Raw genomic sequence first — 17,122 nt, 5'->3', positions numbered from 1 at the left:
TCATGTTAAGTCTACGATAAATCAGCCTTATTTTTCATTCATGGGTTTGCCGATGGTTGCCAGTATTCCGCCGTCGACGTAAATAATCTGGCCGTTGACAAAATCACTAGCTGCGGAAGCCAGGAAAACGGCTGTCCCGGCCAGGTCTTCAGGATTTCCCCACCGTCCTGCCGGCGTGCGGTTCAGGATAAATTCGTTAAAGGGGTTTCCCTCTACCCGTATCGGTTCGGTCTGGCTCGTGGCAAAATATCCGGGGCCGATTCCGTTGACCTGGATGTTGTATCTCGCCCATTCGGTGGCCAGGTTTTTAGTCAGCATCTTCAGTCCGCCTTTGGCCGCGGCATAAGCGGAGACATTATCCCTTCCCAGTTCGCTCATCATCGAGCAGATGTTAATGATTTTCCCACCGTTCCGTTCTTTCATTCCTTTGGCAACAAGCTTTGACATGATGAAAACACCTATTAAATCCACCTCAATAACCCTTCTGAAATCTTCCACTTCCATATCGAGGGCCATGACCCTTTTAATAATCCCTGCATTATTTACCAGAATATCAATTTTCTGATGTTCGTGAATCATTTTCTCTACGTTGTCTTTGGCCGCCTGTTCATCGGTTACATCAAAAAGATAGCCCGAAGCAGGGTATCCTTTTTCCCGGTAACGGCTTAGTGCCTCTTCCAGTCTGGAAGGAGTCGTTCCGGTAATCAGCAGTTCTGCTCCTGCGGCGGCAAGCCCTTCCGCCATGGCCATTCCCAATCCGTGGGTAGCTCCGGTAACCAGAGCGGTTTTTCCATTTAAATCGAATAATCTATTCATCATTATTTCATTTGATCCGGTGACACGACATCCATATCGCTGTAGTCTAAATTTTCCCCTGCCATTCCCCAGATAAAGGTATAGCTGGACGTTCCTGCTCCTGAATGGATCGACCATTCCGGAGAGATCACCGCCTGATGGTTTTTTATAAAAATATGTCTTGTTTCCTGCGGCTGTCCCATAAAATGGCAAACGGCCTGGCCTTCTTCCAGTTCAAAATAGAAATAGGCTTCCATCCGTCTTTCGTGGGTATGGGCAGGCAGGGTATTCCAGATGCTTCCGGGATGAAGTTCGGTCATACCCATCTGTAATTGGCAGGTTTCCAGCACGGTGTTGACGATCAGTTTGTTGATGGTTCTTTTATTGGCATATTTTTCTTCTCCCAACTGTACGATCTCCGCTTCATTTTTTGTGACTTTACGGGTAGGATAAGTATGATGCGCCGGAGCAGAATTGATGTAGAAATAAGGCTGCCCGGAACCGGTTTTATTAAAAATAATTTCCTTCTTCCCTTTGCCGATGTAAAGCGCCTCTTTATGATCCAGTTCGTAGATTTCCCCATCCACCGTAACGGTTCCTTTTCCTCCTACATTGATGATGCCCAGCTCCCTTCTGTCCAGAAAATGTTCGGATTTTAGCTCTTCAATGGTTTCAAGCTTAAGCGGACCGGTAACAGGCAGGATTCCTCCTACCAGGTAACGGTCATACATCGTGTAGACCAGTTTAATCGTATCTTCCCGGAAAAGATCTTCAATTAAAAAATGCTTCCTGAGCTGTTCCGTCGTATAATTTTTTACATCATCCGGATGATGGGCGTATCTGAATTCCGTTTTTGTCATTGTATTGTTGTTTAATTGTTTCAATTTTTATTTTTTTAAAGTTTATTGTCCGGTCTTTCGTTTAATAAGGAATTTAGCAAAAATTTATTTCAAAACTTGTTTAAAATGATCTGTCAATATCTTTACGAAACGTTTCACTCCTTTCATTATTTCTTATATTTAACCGCCTCAAAGGAATAAGTCCCTTCAGCCACCCTGAAAAGAATCCGTCCCTTTTCAACCCCCTGATATTTGAGAGCCTTTCTGCTGCGGACGGCAAGTCCGTCTTTCCAGACCGGACGGTGGTTGAGCCGGACGGCCGAAACTTTTTCTACCGGTATACCGATGACGGCGGTGGTCGCTTTCGGTACGGTTACCTCAAGCGTGAAGAGGTGTTCCGAATTAGTGAAACGGCTTTTGATCATGCCTTTTACCGACTGCATACCAGCAGACGCATTTTTTACGGAACCCGGATTCGGGAAAACCCGGAATGATGCATATCCCGGTTCGGCAGGTTCGACTCCACACATATATTGAGATAACAGGGTAAGGGCGCCTCCGCTCCACGCATGGTTCGTCGTACCCCGCAGCCAGCTTTCTACATTACCGGCCCTCCATACTTCAAAAAGAGTGGCATAATTGAGGTCATTTACCATATCGGCAAACCGTTTTTTCATGCGTTCCACCGCATCATCGGCGTATCCCATCTTAAAGAGTGCCTCTAAAACATATTTTTCCATATAGGGGCTCGCATGTTCCTCTTTCTTCAAAGTTTCACGAAGGGCAGGATATTGGTCAGGATCTGCAATCCCTGATACAATGGCAACGGCCTGGCTTCGGTCATCGGTTTTCCCTTTATAGCCAGGATAACGGTAGGCAGAACCGTCCCAGAATTCTTTATTGAACGTGGCTTTCATTTTTGCCATCATCTGCCTGTATTCGAAAGCTTCTTCTTTCAGAGATAAGGCATCGGCCATATTTGCGGCTCCCTGTAGCGCCAGGTAGTAAAATCCGTTGGTCAGAAGATCCATGTCGATGTTATCGCCCCAGTCGCCCCAAGACCATCCGCCCTTTCTTACCTCAACGGTACCGTTTTCCTTCAGCTTCCAGATCTGCAGGTATTTTTTTACCCCGGGATAAAGATCGGATATGGTTTTGAGGTCGCCTGTATTTAAATAGTAATTCCAGAAGCCATAATAGCCAATGCTTGTTAGCATCTGCACCGGCAACTCCTTATTCCAGTTTCCGGCAGGGATGGGGCTGAATAAGGTACTGTCCGGTTTCTGCCAGTTGATCAGTTCATACATTCCTTTTTTGAAAAGCAGATGGCTTTTGGTATCCAGTGCATAAAAAGCCTCCCCGCCTTCGTTTACTTCATCGCCCCACCATTGTGCCCTTTCACGGTCCGGACAATCCATATAATTATCACGCATAGTAAGGTAGAGGGTCCGGCGGGCTTTCTGCCAGATCCTGTTGAGAAAATCGTCCGAACTGGTAAAGCTTCCGGCAAATTCCGTATCGTATCCTGTTTCCCTGTATTTAAGATCCAGCACTTTAACCCCTGCAGGGATTTTATAGGTTACCGTATGGCCATTCATCCAGCCGTAACTTTCGTATTCCTGAATACCTTTGCCGGCTACGTACTGGGCATAGACATTCGGTTCCCCTCCGCCCATAAGATTTTCTGTTATTATTTCGATCAGCTTCCCTTCCTCCCGGGTTTCAATTTTGAGGTAAGGCGTCACCTGCAGATTGGACGGTAAAGTACAGGTGATGACCGTATCCTTATCATATTGAACCGGAAAAGCAGGTGCTTTTAGATAAGAAACGAGGCCTGAATTTTTCCATTGCGGAATAGGCCGCTGTACCAATCTGTTCCATGGTGCCATCGGAGGCCGTCCCAGTTCAGTGGCATTTTTCCAGGCCTGTGCAGAAAAATTATGGGTGTACCATAACCCCGGATCTTTTGCAGCATCAAATCTTATGCTTGACTCCGGCAGGCGGAAGTTGGGTAAAGGGGGCGGACAGGTCTGATAGGCCTCATTTCTGATTACTTTCCACGATGCATCGGTGGCCAGGGTGATTCCAGGCGTGATGCATTCGAACAAAAACCCGAATTTTCCGCTATCGACGTGTGAAAACCCCTGTTTTCCAAAATACCACGCCAGCACCGCGATGGTATTATTTCCTTTGGTTAAATAAGCGGATAAGTCGACCGTATCATAATAGGTGTTCCGGGGATCGGGCCCCCGTTTCAGCCCGCCTTCAAATATGACCATTTTACCATTGATCCATAACCAGTATTTGCTGTCCACCGCTATCTTTGCCCATGCTTTTTCCGGTAATTTTTTCAAAGTGAATTCTTTCCGGAAACAATACCAGGAATTGGGTTCATTCCGGCAGTCAGGCTCAGTAATCCATTTTGCTTTCCGGATGTCCTGAGCCTTAGTGCCTGTCTGAAAAAATAATATCAAAATTAAAATAACTCTGTACATCATCGTGAATATCGTTTTAAATGTTCGGCAAAGACCATCGCCTTTTAAAAGTTTTATCTGTTTAAAGTTTTTTGTAGATCTAAAAAAAATCTGATTGTCATCTTTTCCCAGTCCTTTTGTTTTCTCTGATTAAATTGACCCTATTGACTTTTATGAAGAAATGATCTATTTCTTCAGGTTGTCTGCTCCAGGTACTGAAACCGGTTCAATACCTTCAAGAGTCGGAACTGCGGGAATAATAAATCCTTTACCATCAAAGGCAAGCCGATCGATGCAGACCTCCCTGTGAAATCCTGCAGCATCTCCCATCTTAATCCCGTCAGGAACACTGAACCTATGATATACAATATACCACTGATCGGATCCCGGAACCTGAATCACCGAATTATGCCCGGTTCCGTAAATGCCCTTTTCGGGAAACCTGCTGATTACCATGTTATTTTTGGGAACGGTTATGGGACCGACCGGACTGTCTGAAATGCCATACCTAACTTTATAATCCGTGCTCCGGGTATCGTCTTCGCTCCACAGGAAATAATACTTTCCTTTCCGGTAAAATACTTCCGTTCCTTCCCGGAAGGTCGCATCCGGCGTGATGGCTTTTACCGTATTTTTCTGAACAGACAGCCCGTCTTTACTGAGCTCCGCCACCGCAAGATAGCCATTGCCCCAATAGAGATACATTTTCCCGGACTTCGGATCGGTAAAAACATCCGGATCAATTTCCTGCCCTCCGGAAATGCCTTCCGGCTTAAAATTCACCAAAGGCTTTCCGGAATCCTTAAACGGGCCGACAGGTTTGTCCGATACAGCTACGCCTATTTTCTGAGCGGCAGAAAAATAATAGAAATATTTATATTTTCCGTTAATTTTTTTCTCTGAAATAGTGGGTGCCCACGCATTTCTCGGTCCCCATTGTACATCTTTTTTCAGATCCAGAATTACCCCTTCATCTTTCCAGTCGGTAAGGTTGTCTGAAGAGAAGGTTTTAAAATAGCTTCCACTCCAGGAAGTAAAGCCATCGGAGGTAGGATACAGATAGAATTTCTTATTTTTACGGGAATATAAAATTTCCGGATCGGCATAAAATCCTTCCAGCACAGGATTATTATTAACCAAAGGAAATTCTGAAGGTTTTCCCCATTTTGAGAACAGCCGTTTCAGCTCGGCGTTGGTGATGGGCATTACCGTACCGTGCCGCGGATGAAAATCCATGGATATTTCCTGGTCAATCACGGTAAAATGTTCCAGGTCCCTGCTTTTGGTAAACTGGTATTTTCCTTTCATGTAGACATCGTACATCAGGATATACTCATCCGAATGATTCAGTTTAAATACCCCGGCTCCTTCCACCGCTTCTTTCGTCTGCTGTTTATAATCGTCCTGTTCTTCCCATTGTCCGGAAGTTAGTTCTGTAGTGGTCGCTTCCTTAATACCGTTTCCGTCACCTTCGGTTTTGTAGAAAAGATGGTAAATGCCGTCTTTCAGAACGATATCTCCATCAATGCAGGATTTGCCGTTTTTCGGAAAGAAAAGCTGCCTGGGCCTGTTTTCGAAGCCTGAAAAATCTTTGTTGGCATAGGCATAATAAATGATATCCGGACCGTTGCCGTTTTTCATCGAAAAGTAGATCATGTATTTTCCGGTCTGCCGGTCATAAATGGTCTGCGGTGCCCATACCCTTTTCAGATCTTCATTACCGGTATATGTTTTTTGAATGTCGAGGGCGTGCGAAGTCCAGTTAATGAGGTCTTTCGACTGCATCAAAACGACTCCCCTGTTGGAATCCCAGCCTTTGTCGGAAGTCATATCGGTCATCACCATATAGTAGGTCTTCCCGTCTTCCGCCCTCAGAATATGCGGATCCCTCACGCCTCCGGTGTTGCTGATGGCTCTCGAATCGATCACCGGCTGATTGCCATTAAGGCTGTAGTAATGGTACCCGTCTTTACTCACTGCAAAACGGACAGCTTCCTCTTCTATTTTATTTCCGGTAAAATAGATAAACAGATAGGCATTAAGATCCTTACCAACAGGCTGTTCCGGTTCCTGGGAAAAGATCTTTCCGCCGGAAAAAAATATGCATAATAAGGATATGATTACTGCTAACTTCATCTTTTAATTTATATTGATCGTTGATATAAACCCGTCAGTTTTCAATGGCAAACGGTTTAATTTTTTTATTCTGTAATCGTTTTAGTTTCATTCTCCGGTAATAATTATTCCGCCGCCGGAGAGGATGGAAACTTCTGTTTCCCCATTTTCCGGGATCCGTTTTTTCTCCATCCGGGAGGTTCTGTCTGTTTTATCGGAATAAAGAACCACATTTTTATCCGCCAGCATCGGCAGCTTCAGTTTTAATTTCTTTGGTTCTTTTTCCGCATTGATACCGGTGACATACCATTTCCCGCAGCTTTTTCTTGCCAGAACCACATATTTTCCCGGATAGCCATCTATGAATACGGTTTCTTCCCAGGCAGCAGGGACTTTTTTCATAAAATCAATTACGAAGCCCGGACATTCGGTGAGGTTATTCGGGGTAATCCCGAAGTTCTGTACGGAAGACTGAAAAAGAACCGCAGTAGCAAGCTGAAAGATTTCCGTTGTCCTGCGCTCTGTTCCGCCATTGTTTTCACGGTTATGCTTCTGGTTGAGCAATACCGGGCCGAAATCCATTGAGGCAACACTGTTCCTGATGAACGGGTGCAGCGTGGCATTGTAGGCTTCGAAGTCATTTGCATGTTGGGTAAAATAAAGGTTCTCGGATGCAAGAACGGCTTCTGCTCCCACAAAATTGGGATACATCCGCTCCCAGCCTCTCGGCAGGGTGCATCCGTGGAAGATCACCGCCAGGCCATAATCATTGGCATCGGAAAGAATGTCTTCATAGAGTTTCATCGTTTCCTGCTTGTCGCCTCCGAAGAAGTCTACTTTTATTCCTTTGATGCCCAGACTTTTCATCCATCCCATTTCTTCCTTGCGGCTTATTGAGGTATTCATCCTGTTTTTCGGCGTCTGCGGCGCATTGTTCCAGAAGCCGTTGGAATTGTACCACAGAAAGATCCCGACATTTTTTGAAGCTGCGTATCGTACCAGCTCCTTCATTTTATCACGCCCGATGGTTTTGTCCCACCAGCCGTCGATCAGAACAAACTCATAGCCCAGTGTGGCCGAAAGGTCGATAAACTTTTTCTGGTCCTCGTAATTGATGCTGGCATCCTGCCAGAGCAGCCAGCTCCATGTACTCCGACCCGACCCGTACTCCCGGGAAGGTTTATACAGCGGCTCCACCAGATCGAAAGGAATGCTTGTTTCTACCACCGGTTTCAGAGATTCTCCCACGGTGATCGTTCTCCATGGCGTTTCACCCGGCAATGCCAGGGAAGGTGCCGCACTCCCGATCCCGTTGTTTTCGCCCGGTTCGGGAAAGCTGACGGTATACAGCCCTTCTTTTGCCTCACTTAATCTGGAACCGCAATACAGGCTTCTGACTCCCGTTTCAGAAACCAGTGCCCAGCCGGCTCCCGGAATGTGAAACAAGCCCGGGAAGGTGTATCCCAACCCGTATTTTGAAGGGGCACCAATGGGCTGATCCGGAATGTATTCTTCCTCGTAGCTGGGTTTTGTATGCTCCCAACCTGACATGGGGGTAGCCTGCGGGGTAAGGAAAGTCGTGGTAGCTTTTGGAAAACGGAATCCGGTGAGTTCCTCTTCCACGATGCAATAAGAGCGGTTCCCGTTTTTGGGCAAGTTGTATTTCAATGCAATATCATTGTTGCTTACCCGGAATATGATTTGAAATTTCTGTTTTTTTCCATTTTCAAAATTAAGGATCACTTCATTGGCTTTGTAGTGATTATGCAGTTTCTTGATCCGGGTTTGCTGATACGTTTTTTCTACCGGCTTCTCTTCTTTTCCTGTGTATACCAGGTGATGCCCGAAATCTCCCGCAGTGGTTACAATCCCTAACGGTGAATTTTCCAATACTTGCTTATTGTTATATTTTACCTGATAATTCGCCTGGCCATCGTTCAGGGTACATGTTACTTTCAGAAGTCCGTCCGGACCGGAAATATCAACGGTTTGGGCCCTACCGCCAGTGCTGAATAATAAAGTAAACAGTATGAAACAAATGTTCTTTATCATCATTATTATTTTACATCATTAATTTTCTTTTCAGTACCGTTTGAAAAGCTAACCGTTATTGTATTACCGGATTTTGTATTAATCTCCTTTACCGGCATCAGCTCTTGCTGTGACCATTTTTCCCCGGATTTTTTCCAAAGCAATAAGGTGGAATACACCTCATCTTTACCCGGACTGTAATGGGCAGAGGCATTCAGCACCATGCTTTTTGTACTCACGGGATGCAGACCTTTGGTAGCAATGGACTCTACTTTTTCCCAGCCGGATAACGGAACCATGGCCAGCTGGTAAACTCCGTTGTCTATTATGGTTGCTTTATATTTTCCCGCTTTCTGGACCGATACTTTTATTTCCTTTTCCAGCTGAGGCAGCGCATAATGACCCAGGCGCATATCAACAGCTTTCCCGGAATTATTTTTATCGACTCTCAGAATCCCATTAGGCAAAGTGATTTCTGCCAGATTCATTTTTACGTCATCATCGGTTTCCAGCACTACATCACGGTAATAGATTTCATTTTCATATTTCCTGAAGGTGTACAGCCGGAAAGCTTCCCATTCATTTTTTTTGTTTTTCAGGACGTAATTCATGGCGACTTCACCATTTTTACCGTCTGCCTGCCACGGGAATGCGGTATTGTATGCAAGACGGTTGTAATTCTCTGAAGAACGGAACTGCTGCCAGTCGTCTGCTACTTTCTCGTGGCACCAGGATCTCATCTCTGCGGCCCCAATGGCAGGATAGTTGGTAATCATCAGATTGCTTCCTTTCTGGAATTTGTTGTAGACCCGGTCTTTTTTAAACTCATCTTTCCATGGTCCTGTATTTTCCGTAGCGGTCCAGAACGGGTTATCCGGCGGAAGCAGAAGGGCCAGAAATGCCTTTCCCATCCAATAGACGCTACCCCGGCAACTATAAACCTGCACGGCCGGCTCAAAATGGCCATAGAATCCCAGGGTAGGAACACGGTCTTCCATAAAATCCGGATTTTCAAGAAACTGAAGCAGGGTTCCTGAAGAAATGCGCCTCATCCAGCCGTAATTGATCTTCTCATCTTTCAGCGTTCCCAGGAAAGGCAACGGGCTGATGGAAGCGAAACGGTAACTGATGCTTCTGCCCCACATATTCATTTGACCATCTTCCGAGAATGCATACGGATAATTTTCACCCATTTCCTTAAAATTCCGGATGAACCTGGCGGCTATTTCCGGTTCATTTTTTTTGCCATAGAAATCAGACCATAAGATGCCGTACAACTGAAAAGCCCACATGCTGTAATAATCGTAAGCCGGGGAATCATTGTACCAGCCGTCCGCCCTGTACTGTCCGAGGGATTTGGAAAGGTACTCCCTCATCAACGGTTCATTGACCGGATAACCGTTCTCTTTGAAGAAGCTGAGAATAAAAATGTTGAAAAATCTCCAGTTGGAAGCAATCGTAGGGCCATCACCATAGCTGAGCATCGTTGCGGCCAGTTTGTCTTTCTGTTCCCGGGTGAGGGGTTTCCATAATACATCCGGGGCTGCGAACAATGAAATAGATAATGCCCCGAATTCGACCAGAATCTGGCTGGGACCGCTTTTGGGATCTTTCAGAGGAATATAGGAAGGACTTTTCGGGTCAATCAGATTCAGGACCTGATGGCGGTAATATTCGGCAAGTTTTATCCCGTTGATTTCCAGATCCGGATCTTCCCGTAGCAGTGCTGATGCAATAAAGAGCGTCCTGCTGAGGCCTTCCAGCTTTTCGGTAGGCAGCTGTTTCGGGTCTCTCGGATAACTTTTGCCCGGCTGTTTGGGAAATACCATTGGATCATCAAGGGTATGCACATAGCTGAATGCCCCCTGAAGCATATATTTGGCGGCGTCTTTCCAATGTTCACGGGTCATCCCGGTGTACGGACTTTTCTTATAGTCCGGCTGATTTATACGGAAAACTTCCGGAACGGCATTCTTTACCGGCTGGGCCCGAAAGTTTCCGGCCATCAGGCTGAAAAAAAACAGTGAAAATAAGTAATGTATGGTCTTCATTTTATTTTATTTAAATCCAATTATTTTTCATCGGGATTCCAGTCCAGCACTTTCACAGGAGCAGCCTTTTCCTCAGACAATCCCTCGCCGTCTATCTGCATGGTTTTCTGCACAAATAAGCTCAGCCTCTGCTTTTTCCGCCACAGTTCGGTATCGAAATTCGGTTCCCATGACCCGACATTTTCCTCTGAAAGGTCTCTCACTATCCATTTCTTTGTAAAAGGCAATCGGTTCTCAGCTACGGAAATCCGGCTGTCACGTTCGGCATCCCTGAAGACGACGTATATTGTTCCGGCGTCAGAAACCACTACCTGAGGCCGTGAAATAGGAATGGTTTTCGTTCCGCCGCCACTCAGACTGAAAGGCTGTGTCCTGAATGCCAAATCATTGACTTTCCAGTTGGTCCCTGCTTTATAAACCAATTGGTATTGAGGAACAGGATGCCCTGCTTCCCGCCAGTAGCTGACGATAAACGGATTTCCCTGAGCATCGGTGGTCATAGAGGTCTGGTTAATCAGTTCACTGTTCTGCGGAATGGGAACGATGCGCTCCGCAGTTCGTATGGTAATGGGCAGCTTATACTTTTCCCCTGTGGATTTCTGCCAGGTTTTCCCGCCGTCCCGGGAGCAGGCGTATGATAAATCGTGATTGGATGCTACATCCGGCGATTCCCTCCATACCCAGGACAGATGGATGGTTCCCTGCCGGTCGATACAGGCCTGGACATAGGCATTTCGCTTTCCTTCTCCGTCGATCAGGTGATCCTGCATACGCGTCCAGTTTTTTGTTTTAACGTCATATTTATTGAGGACAAGATTTCCGTTTCCTGAGCTTCCGTCCCGGTAGAAGAAAATCAGATTCCCATCGGGAAACCTGTAAAATTCAGGGTAGGAAATCTTATTTTCGTTTTTTCCGGTCATAGGCAGGAGTTCAGTAAAGTCCAGGGAACCGGGCGTTTTGCTCCGGGCATACTTTAAAGGCGTATCATGGTGATCCCATGCCATATGCAGGTAACCGTTTGCATCGGTCATAATGCTGATCGCATTGTGAGCATCCTGGACATGTCCTGAATAAGGCGTCTTCCTGGTTTCCCATTTCCGGGAACGGAGATTCCTTTTCCCCACCACCACTTTTCCCTGCGGATCATAATATGCAATATACTGATTGCCATGATCGGTTACCAGGGCATTTTTCCGGAACACGACGGTGTTGACGGAGTTCCTTGCCCAGCCTTCCCCCACCTGAGATTCGGAAATCCTGTTTTCAGGACGGTTGAATGCCGGTGAACATGAGGTACCTATCAACAGGATGGCCGTTAGCAGGCTGCAGTAATTTCTTTTATTCATTTAGTATGAAGATTTTCCAAGGTATCTTAATAATGCTTCTACGTAATAATAGTCGGCGTAAGACAATGGAACGTCGACTTCGGTTTTATCCGGCATGTTTCCTACACTGTGTCTGAGGATAAAGCCTCCGTTTTCACCGTTCCGGGCAAGGTATTCCGGAGAGGAAAGGGTCTTCAGCATGGTTTCCGCAGCCTGTGCGTAGGTTCTGGATTTCAATTTGGGAACATAGGTTTTCAGTTCAAGCAAAGCGGATGCAATTACAGCGCCTGCTGAGGCGTCCCTTTTAGCATTGGGAACTGAAGGGTCATTGAAATCCCAGTACGGAATTTTATCTGCCGGAAGGTTGGGGTGATTGAGAATGAAGTCGGCAATACCCTGCGCCTGTTTCAGGAATTCCGGTTTTTTGGTAAACCGATACATGACGGTGTATCCGTACAGTCCCCATGATTGTCCTCTTGCCCAGGCCGATCCGTCCGCATAGCCCTGATCGGTATTTTTCTTCTCTACTTTTCCGGTTTCAGGATCATACGAAACCACATGGTAGCTGCTGAAATCCGGGCGGAAATGGTTTTTAAGCGTCGTTTCAGCATGCTTAAGCGCTACGGCTTTGAATTCCGGGTTCCTGAAATGGTCTGCCGCCCAGAGCAGCATCTCCAGGTTCATCATGTTATCGATGATGACCGGATATTTCCACTGGCTGTTCCAGGGTGCAGCATCCCATGACCGGATGGTTCCGGTAACCGGATTGAATCTCGAAATCAAGGAATGCGAAGAAGTGTTGATCACTTCTTGGTATTGAGGCAGACTGGTGATTTTATAAGCATTTCCAAAGCTGCAAAACATCATGAAACCAAGATCGTGCGTCGTCTTATTGTTTTTCTCTTTTTCCAGGACCGTCAGCTTTTTTTCCGCTTCTTTAAGAAAGAACGGATCACCGGAAGCTTTATACAGGTAAAGCAGGGTTCCCGGATAAAACCCGCTGCACCACCAGTCTGAACTGCTGGTTATCAGTTTGCCTTTTTCAAATGTTTTAGGGAAACGGTCGGGAGGGGTTTCCTTAGCCAGAAACCGGTACTGCTGTCCGGCAGTCTCCAAGGCGGAAGCCGCCCATTGCTGACCGGCCGATGCGGAAGATTTTGTTTTGCAGGAAATGATGCTCAGCAAAAGCACGCTTAGGGTAAAGATCCTGATGTTTCGGATAGGTAACTGTTTCATTTGTTTGTCTTAAAGGATGTTCAGATCGCAGGTTGGTACTTTTTATTTATTCAAATTTTACTTTCAGCGGATGTTTTATTTTTTCCGCCTGCCGGTTCAGCATCTGTTCCCAATCCTGAATGTTACTGATCTGGCCGCTTTTCTCCCAGGCAAAACCTGCATAATAACTGATTTGATTTTTCGCATTGGTAACCAGGAGCACATTGCTCTGATCTTTAACTTCTGAAATATTGGCAAAAGCGGAAGAAACATCCGCAGGGTCCATTACCACTCCGCTTCCCGTATCGGTTCCGTCGATTTTTTCCCAGTAGCTGATCCATCCGGCTTTTTCATTGATTTTATATTCCCCTTTTTTATCATGCATCGTAACGCCAACCGTATAGTTTTTCAGCGGTTTTTCAGATTTCAGGCGGATGTCGAATCTTGAAAAATTAGATCCCAAATCCAGAGTGATTCTTTTAACCTCTGAAGTTTTATACGGACCGTACGGAGCATAACTTAATTCAAAAACCGTTCGCAGCGGTCCGGCTGCTATAGTGTTGTATTTTACATAATTCTGAGAGATGTAAAGGCTGTCATTTTTCCAGATCCCGGTTCCTCCGGTTCCCCGGCTGTTTCCCACATGATAGGCATCATAGCCCTCGCCATGATCGGTATGGTAATAGAACGGCGTTTTTACATGGCCGGCATACCATTCATTGATAATGGATTTTTCCGTTCTTTTGAACCAGAGATCAACCCCGCTGGAAATGGTGCTCCCGTTCACCCCTTCCAGCGCTTCTTTCTGCCCTTTCGGTCCATAGGTCCGGAAAGCCACCTTATCATTTTCCCAGGTATAATCATCGCTCCGTTCCGGAACAAACCGGGAGTAGGCAATTTTTTGGCTTTGAGGTTCTTTTGTCGCTGCATCGGCAAAAAGGACATACCGGGTTGTGCTTTTTGCCGGTACTTCCGCCTGAAAGAGAAATTCATCCGCTTTCCCGTTTTTATCGTAATCCATCCACTGGGTTCTCATGATTTCACCTGTTTCTTTATTTTTGATCCTGAGCGATGGCTGGGAAAAATGCTTGAGTCCGGATGCAGGAATGCTGACAACTTCTTTCCGTTTAAAGCTGAGGTCATTGGTGACGCTGACATTCACGGTGCCTGCAGTCTTTTTTTGCTGTGCATTGAAGAACAGCGGTACAAGTATTGCACAAAAAGCGATCGGTTTCAGAGGGTTTTTATTCATGACAAAGTTTTGGGAGGGAATTGTATATTTTATTTGAAATCTTTCAGTGACCAATGGTCTTTCCACCGGATAACCGGCCTGCCGTTTTCAAATTCAACCGGAAGCCAGATGTATCTGCCGTCCACCGGATTTTTAGGACGCCAGCGGTCTGCCATGAAAATGAAAGCATCTTTTTTACCTTTTACAGGAAGGACATAGGTACTCTGCGAATGAAAAGTAGTTTCGGCATCTTTACCTACGGCAGGATTTCCAAGGGATTCCCATGGCCCCCAGATTGATTTTGCCCGGAAAGATCTTGCTGCATTGGGATCCCATCCGGTACATCCGGAAGTGATGAGGTAGTAGATTCCGTCTTTTTTGAATAGTGCCGGTGCTTCGTTCTGGCCACCCGCTGCGATCAGGGCATATTTTCCGGTGAAGCTTTTGTAATCATCAGTCAGTTCCGAAATGTGCAGGGTCATATTTTCTTCGGATGAGTGGATGTGGTAGGCTTTGCCGTTATCATCTACAAACAGCGTCATGTCCCTGGCCATCTGCCCGTTTTTAAAGTCTCTGCGGATGTAAAGTCCTTCCTGTACTTCCTTTTCCCATTCCGGGGTCCAGCCTTTCAGGTCTTTTTCAATGATCTTTTTATGCTTCCATTCTTCTCTGAATCCTAACGGCCATTGTCCGGCGTTGGGATTATGAGATTTTATATAGACGAAAGGTCCCTGCGGTGTTTTGCTTACCGCTACAGCGGTTTTCGCAGCCTTGTACCCCTGGTCTTTCAGCTCCAGATGAAACCACATCACATATTCTTTATTTTTTTTGTTGTAAATGACTTTCGGTCTTTCGATGATGCATCCGGAAACAATTTCCGATTCCGGATCACTGCTTACGGCAAGGGCAACCCCTTCATATTTCCTGGTATACAGGTCTTTAGAAGAATAGCAGGTTACCCCTACCCTGGCATCATTGGTTTTATCTTTGTGTTCCCCGTACCAATAGTAGGTATTGTTATGAAAAAGGATTCCGCCGCCGTGGGCATTGATCGGATTTCCCCGGGTATCTTTCCATATTTCTCCCGGATGGATCTCCTGAGCATGAAGCCAGGACCATATACTGATCATGAAAAGGAGAAAGAATATCTTTTTATTATTTTTCATAAAGCTGTTACCTTGTAAAGTTTTTTTTCCAATATCAATCTTAAGGATCAATTTATTATAATTTCTTCAACATTCATCTGAATTCCACCGAACTTTTTTACTGCAGATCCATTTCGTAGGAAAAGTAATGCCCTTTGCAGAGCATTACTTAAAATCAAACTATATAAAAAGAAAATTAATGTGTTTTTAGCTTCTGTTGCTATCAATATCCGGGGTTCTGCTCAAGAACGGCATCTTTATTCAGCTGTATTTCATTGAAAGGAATAGGCAACAGAAGATTATTCGCCGTCAAGCCTACAATTTGTCTCTGAGCAGGACCGTCGCTATTACGGGTGGCTGCTCTCTGCACTAGAGTTTTTGTTCTTACCAGTTCCTCTCTCCGGTTTTCTTCGGCAAGCAGTTCTCTCACTCTTTCATCGAGCACGAAATCCAGTGTCATCTGGGAAGCGCTGACCTGCGGAGCCTGCGCGCGGGTTCGCAGTACGTTGATGGAGGCTGCCGCTCCGGCCGTATTTCCCTGTTTTACCTGGGCTTCAGCTCTTAAAAGATAGGTTTCGCCTAACCGCATCAGAATGAAATCCTTCCACATTCCGAAACCAAATACGTCATTCGGATCAAACTGCCCCCATTTCAGCGTATATGGATTGAGCTTTGCCAGGGTATCTGCTTTGGCAATATTCACCTTACTTCCATTCACCAGCGTAAACTGTGCATCCTGTCCATAAGGAACTTTAAGGCCTTTGATGGTGCTGTAATTGGAAGCAGGATTGTTAAAATAATGCTGCCTGTGGATATTGTATTTGGAATTTCTCATATCGCCCTGCGGATACAATTTGTACAACACCCAGTTGTTGAGACGGAGCCTTGAAAGACCTCTTCCCCCGAGTGAATCTGTCGGGACCATTCCATTAATATTATGATAGCCGCCACCCCAGACGCGTCTTTGCTGAGGGCTGCCGCTGCTTCCATTGACGATAATACTCGGATTTTCATTTTCCATAACCCAGATGGCTTCTTTATTTCCCTGGGACCGGCGCTGGTTACCTTTGAAGAACATATCGGAAAAGTAATCTCCCGGACTGCCGGCCTTTATCCCATATCTCGCATTGATCAGGGTATATTTTCCACTGTTGATAATGGCATTACACTGGGCCTCTGCCAATGCGGGCTCATTGGTTCTCAGGTACACTTTTGCCAGGAGCTGTCTGGCTACATCTTTTGTAATACGCTGTTCAGGAACGGATTGAGCATCAATCTTTCCATCAACATCACGTAAGTTGGTTACCCCATACAGTAAGTCGCTTTTTATCAGATTATTTACCTGATCAAGAGGAGTTCTTACAAAATCATATCTGGGAGTTCTGATAGGCTCCGTTATTAGTGGAACAGGCCCAAAAAATGTTGCCAGGCTGTTATAGGCATAGGCTCTAAAGAATTTTGCTTCTGCTGAAAATGCCTTTTTCTCTGTTTCAGTCATATCAGAAATAGGAGTATTTTCAATATTATAAATGATTGCATTGGCATTTCTGATAATGTTGTAATTAGAAGCCCAAAGACTTGCCGCAGCTCCGTCCCTGGAAGTAAGTAAAGAATAGTTATAATAAGGAACTTCTATACCCTGTATTTCTTGTGGCCATACAATGTCGGTACCTACCTGCCAAACAGAAACCCAGCCCTGAGCTCCACTCTGGGTATAATAAGTACTCAGATTCTGATACAACCCAATAAGCCCTGCCTGTAGTGTAAGCTTATTGTCCATCTTCTCTGCACTAATATTAGATGGCGGATTCTCATCCAAAAAAGAATCTTTACAAGAGGTTACTACTGAAAACGGCAGCAGCAAAATGAATATTGATTTTATTATCTTTTTCATAATTATG

At 45.5% G+C, this 17,122-nt stretch carries 11 protein-coding genes; all 11 read right to left on the bottom strand.

What is annotated here, in order from left to right:
* Positions 1-27: 27 nt before the first annotated feature.
* Positions 28-819 (bottom strand): gluconate 5-dehydrogenase, encoded by a 792-nt coding sequence (locus tag CHA01nite_RS15070; RefSeq protein ID WP_373869029.1) that lies wholly within the window; start codon positions 817-819, stop codon positions 28-30.
* Positions 819-1,655: a 5-dehydro-4-deoxy-D-glucuronate isomerase gene (gene kduI / locus CHA01nite_RS15065; protein ID WP_146942821.1), complete on the bottom strand. Its 837-nt coding sequence runs from the start codon at positions 1,653-1,655 to the stop codon at positions 819-821. The genes CHA01nite_RS15070 and kduI overlap by 1 nt, the downstream gene beginning before the upstream one ends.
* Before the next feature lie 146 nt (positions 1,656-1,801).
* A complete protein-coding gene (locus CHA01nite_RS15060) occupies positions 1,802-3,988 on the bottom strand; it encodes an alpha-L-rhamnosidase-related protein (RefSeq protein WP_170234746.1) in 2,187 nt (728 codons plus the stop codon).
* 306 nt (positions 3,989-4,294) lie between these two features.
* Entirely contained in the window at positions 4,295-6,244 is a 1,950-nt protein-coding gene (locus CHA01nite_RS15055) for a glycoside hydrolase family 43 protein (protein ID WP_146942817.1), read from the bottom strand.
* An 87-nt stretch (positions 6,245-6,331) separates the two neighbouring features.
* On the bottom strand, positions 6,332-8,275 hold the full coding sequence (locus tag CHA01nite_RS15050) for a glycoside hydrolase family 97 protein (RefSeq protein ID WP_307725997.1): 1,944 nt from the start codon (positions 8,273-8,275) through the stop codon (positions 6,332-6,334).
* A gap of 5 nt (positions 8,276-8,280) precedes the next feature.
* A complete protein-coding gene (locus CHA01nite_RS15045) occupies positions 8,281-10,305 on the bottom strand; it encodes a DUF2264 domain-containing protein (protein WP_146942812.1) in 2,025 nt (674 codons plus the stop codon).
* A gap of 20 nt (positions 10,306-10,325) precedes the next feature.
* Entirely contained in the window at positions 10,326-11,651 is a 1,326-nt protein-coding gene (locus CHA01nite_RS15040; RefSeq protein ID WP_146942810.1) for a BNR repeat-containing protein, read from the bottom strand.
* Positions 11,652-12,866, bottom strand: a complete 1,215-nt coding sequence (locus CHA01nite_RS15035; RefSeq protein WP_146942808.1) for a glycoside hydrolase family 88 protein — start codon at positions 12,864-12,866, stop codon at positions 11,652-11,654.
* 46 nt (positions 12,867-12,912) lie between these two features.
* Entirely contained in the window at positions 12,913-14,097 is a 1,185-nt protein-coding gene (locus tag CHA01nite_RS15030; protein ID WP_146942806.1) for a BT3233 family polysaccharide utilization protein, read from the bottom strand.
* A gap of 29 nt (positions 14,098-14,126) precedes the next feature.
* Positions 14,127-15,242, bottom strand: coding sequence for a glycoside hydrolase family 43 protein (locus CHA01nite_RS15025; RefSeq protein ID WP_146942804.1), 1,116 nt, complete (start codon positions 15,240-15,242; stop codon positions 14,127-14,129).
* Positions 15,243-15,444: 202 nt separating this feature from the next.
* Positions 15,445-17,115 carry a RagB/SusD family nutrient uptake outer membrane protein gene (locus tag CHA01nite_RS15020; protein ID WP_146942802.1) on the bottom strand — a complete coding sequence of 557 codons (1,671 nt, stop codon included), beginning with the start codon at positions 17,113-17,115 and terminating at the stop codon, positions 15,445-15,447.
* Positions 17,116-17,122 lie beyond the last annotated feature (7 nt).

Origin of the sequence: Chryseobacterium hagamense (genome assembly GCF_007991455.1) — a bacterium.
In the GTDB taxonomy this organism is placed as follows: Bacteria; Bacteroidota; Bacteroidia; order Flavobacteriales; family Weeksellaceae; genus Chryseobacterium; species Chryseobacterium hagamense.
Note: the sequence above shows the minus strand (reverse complement) of the source record. Positions and strands in the feature narration are given on the sequence as shown.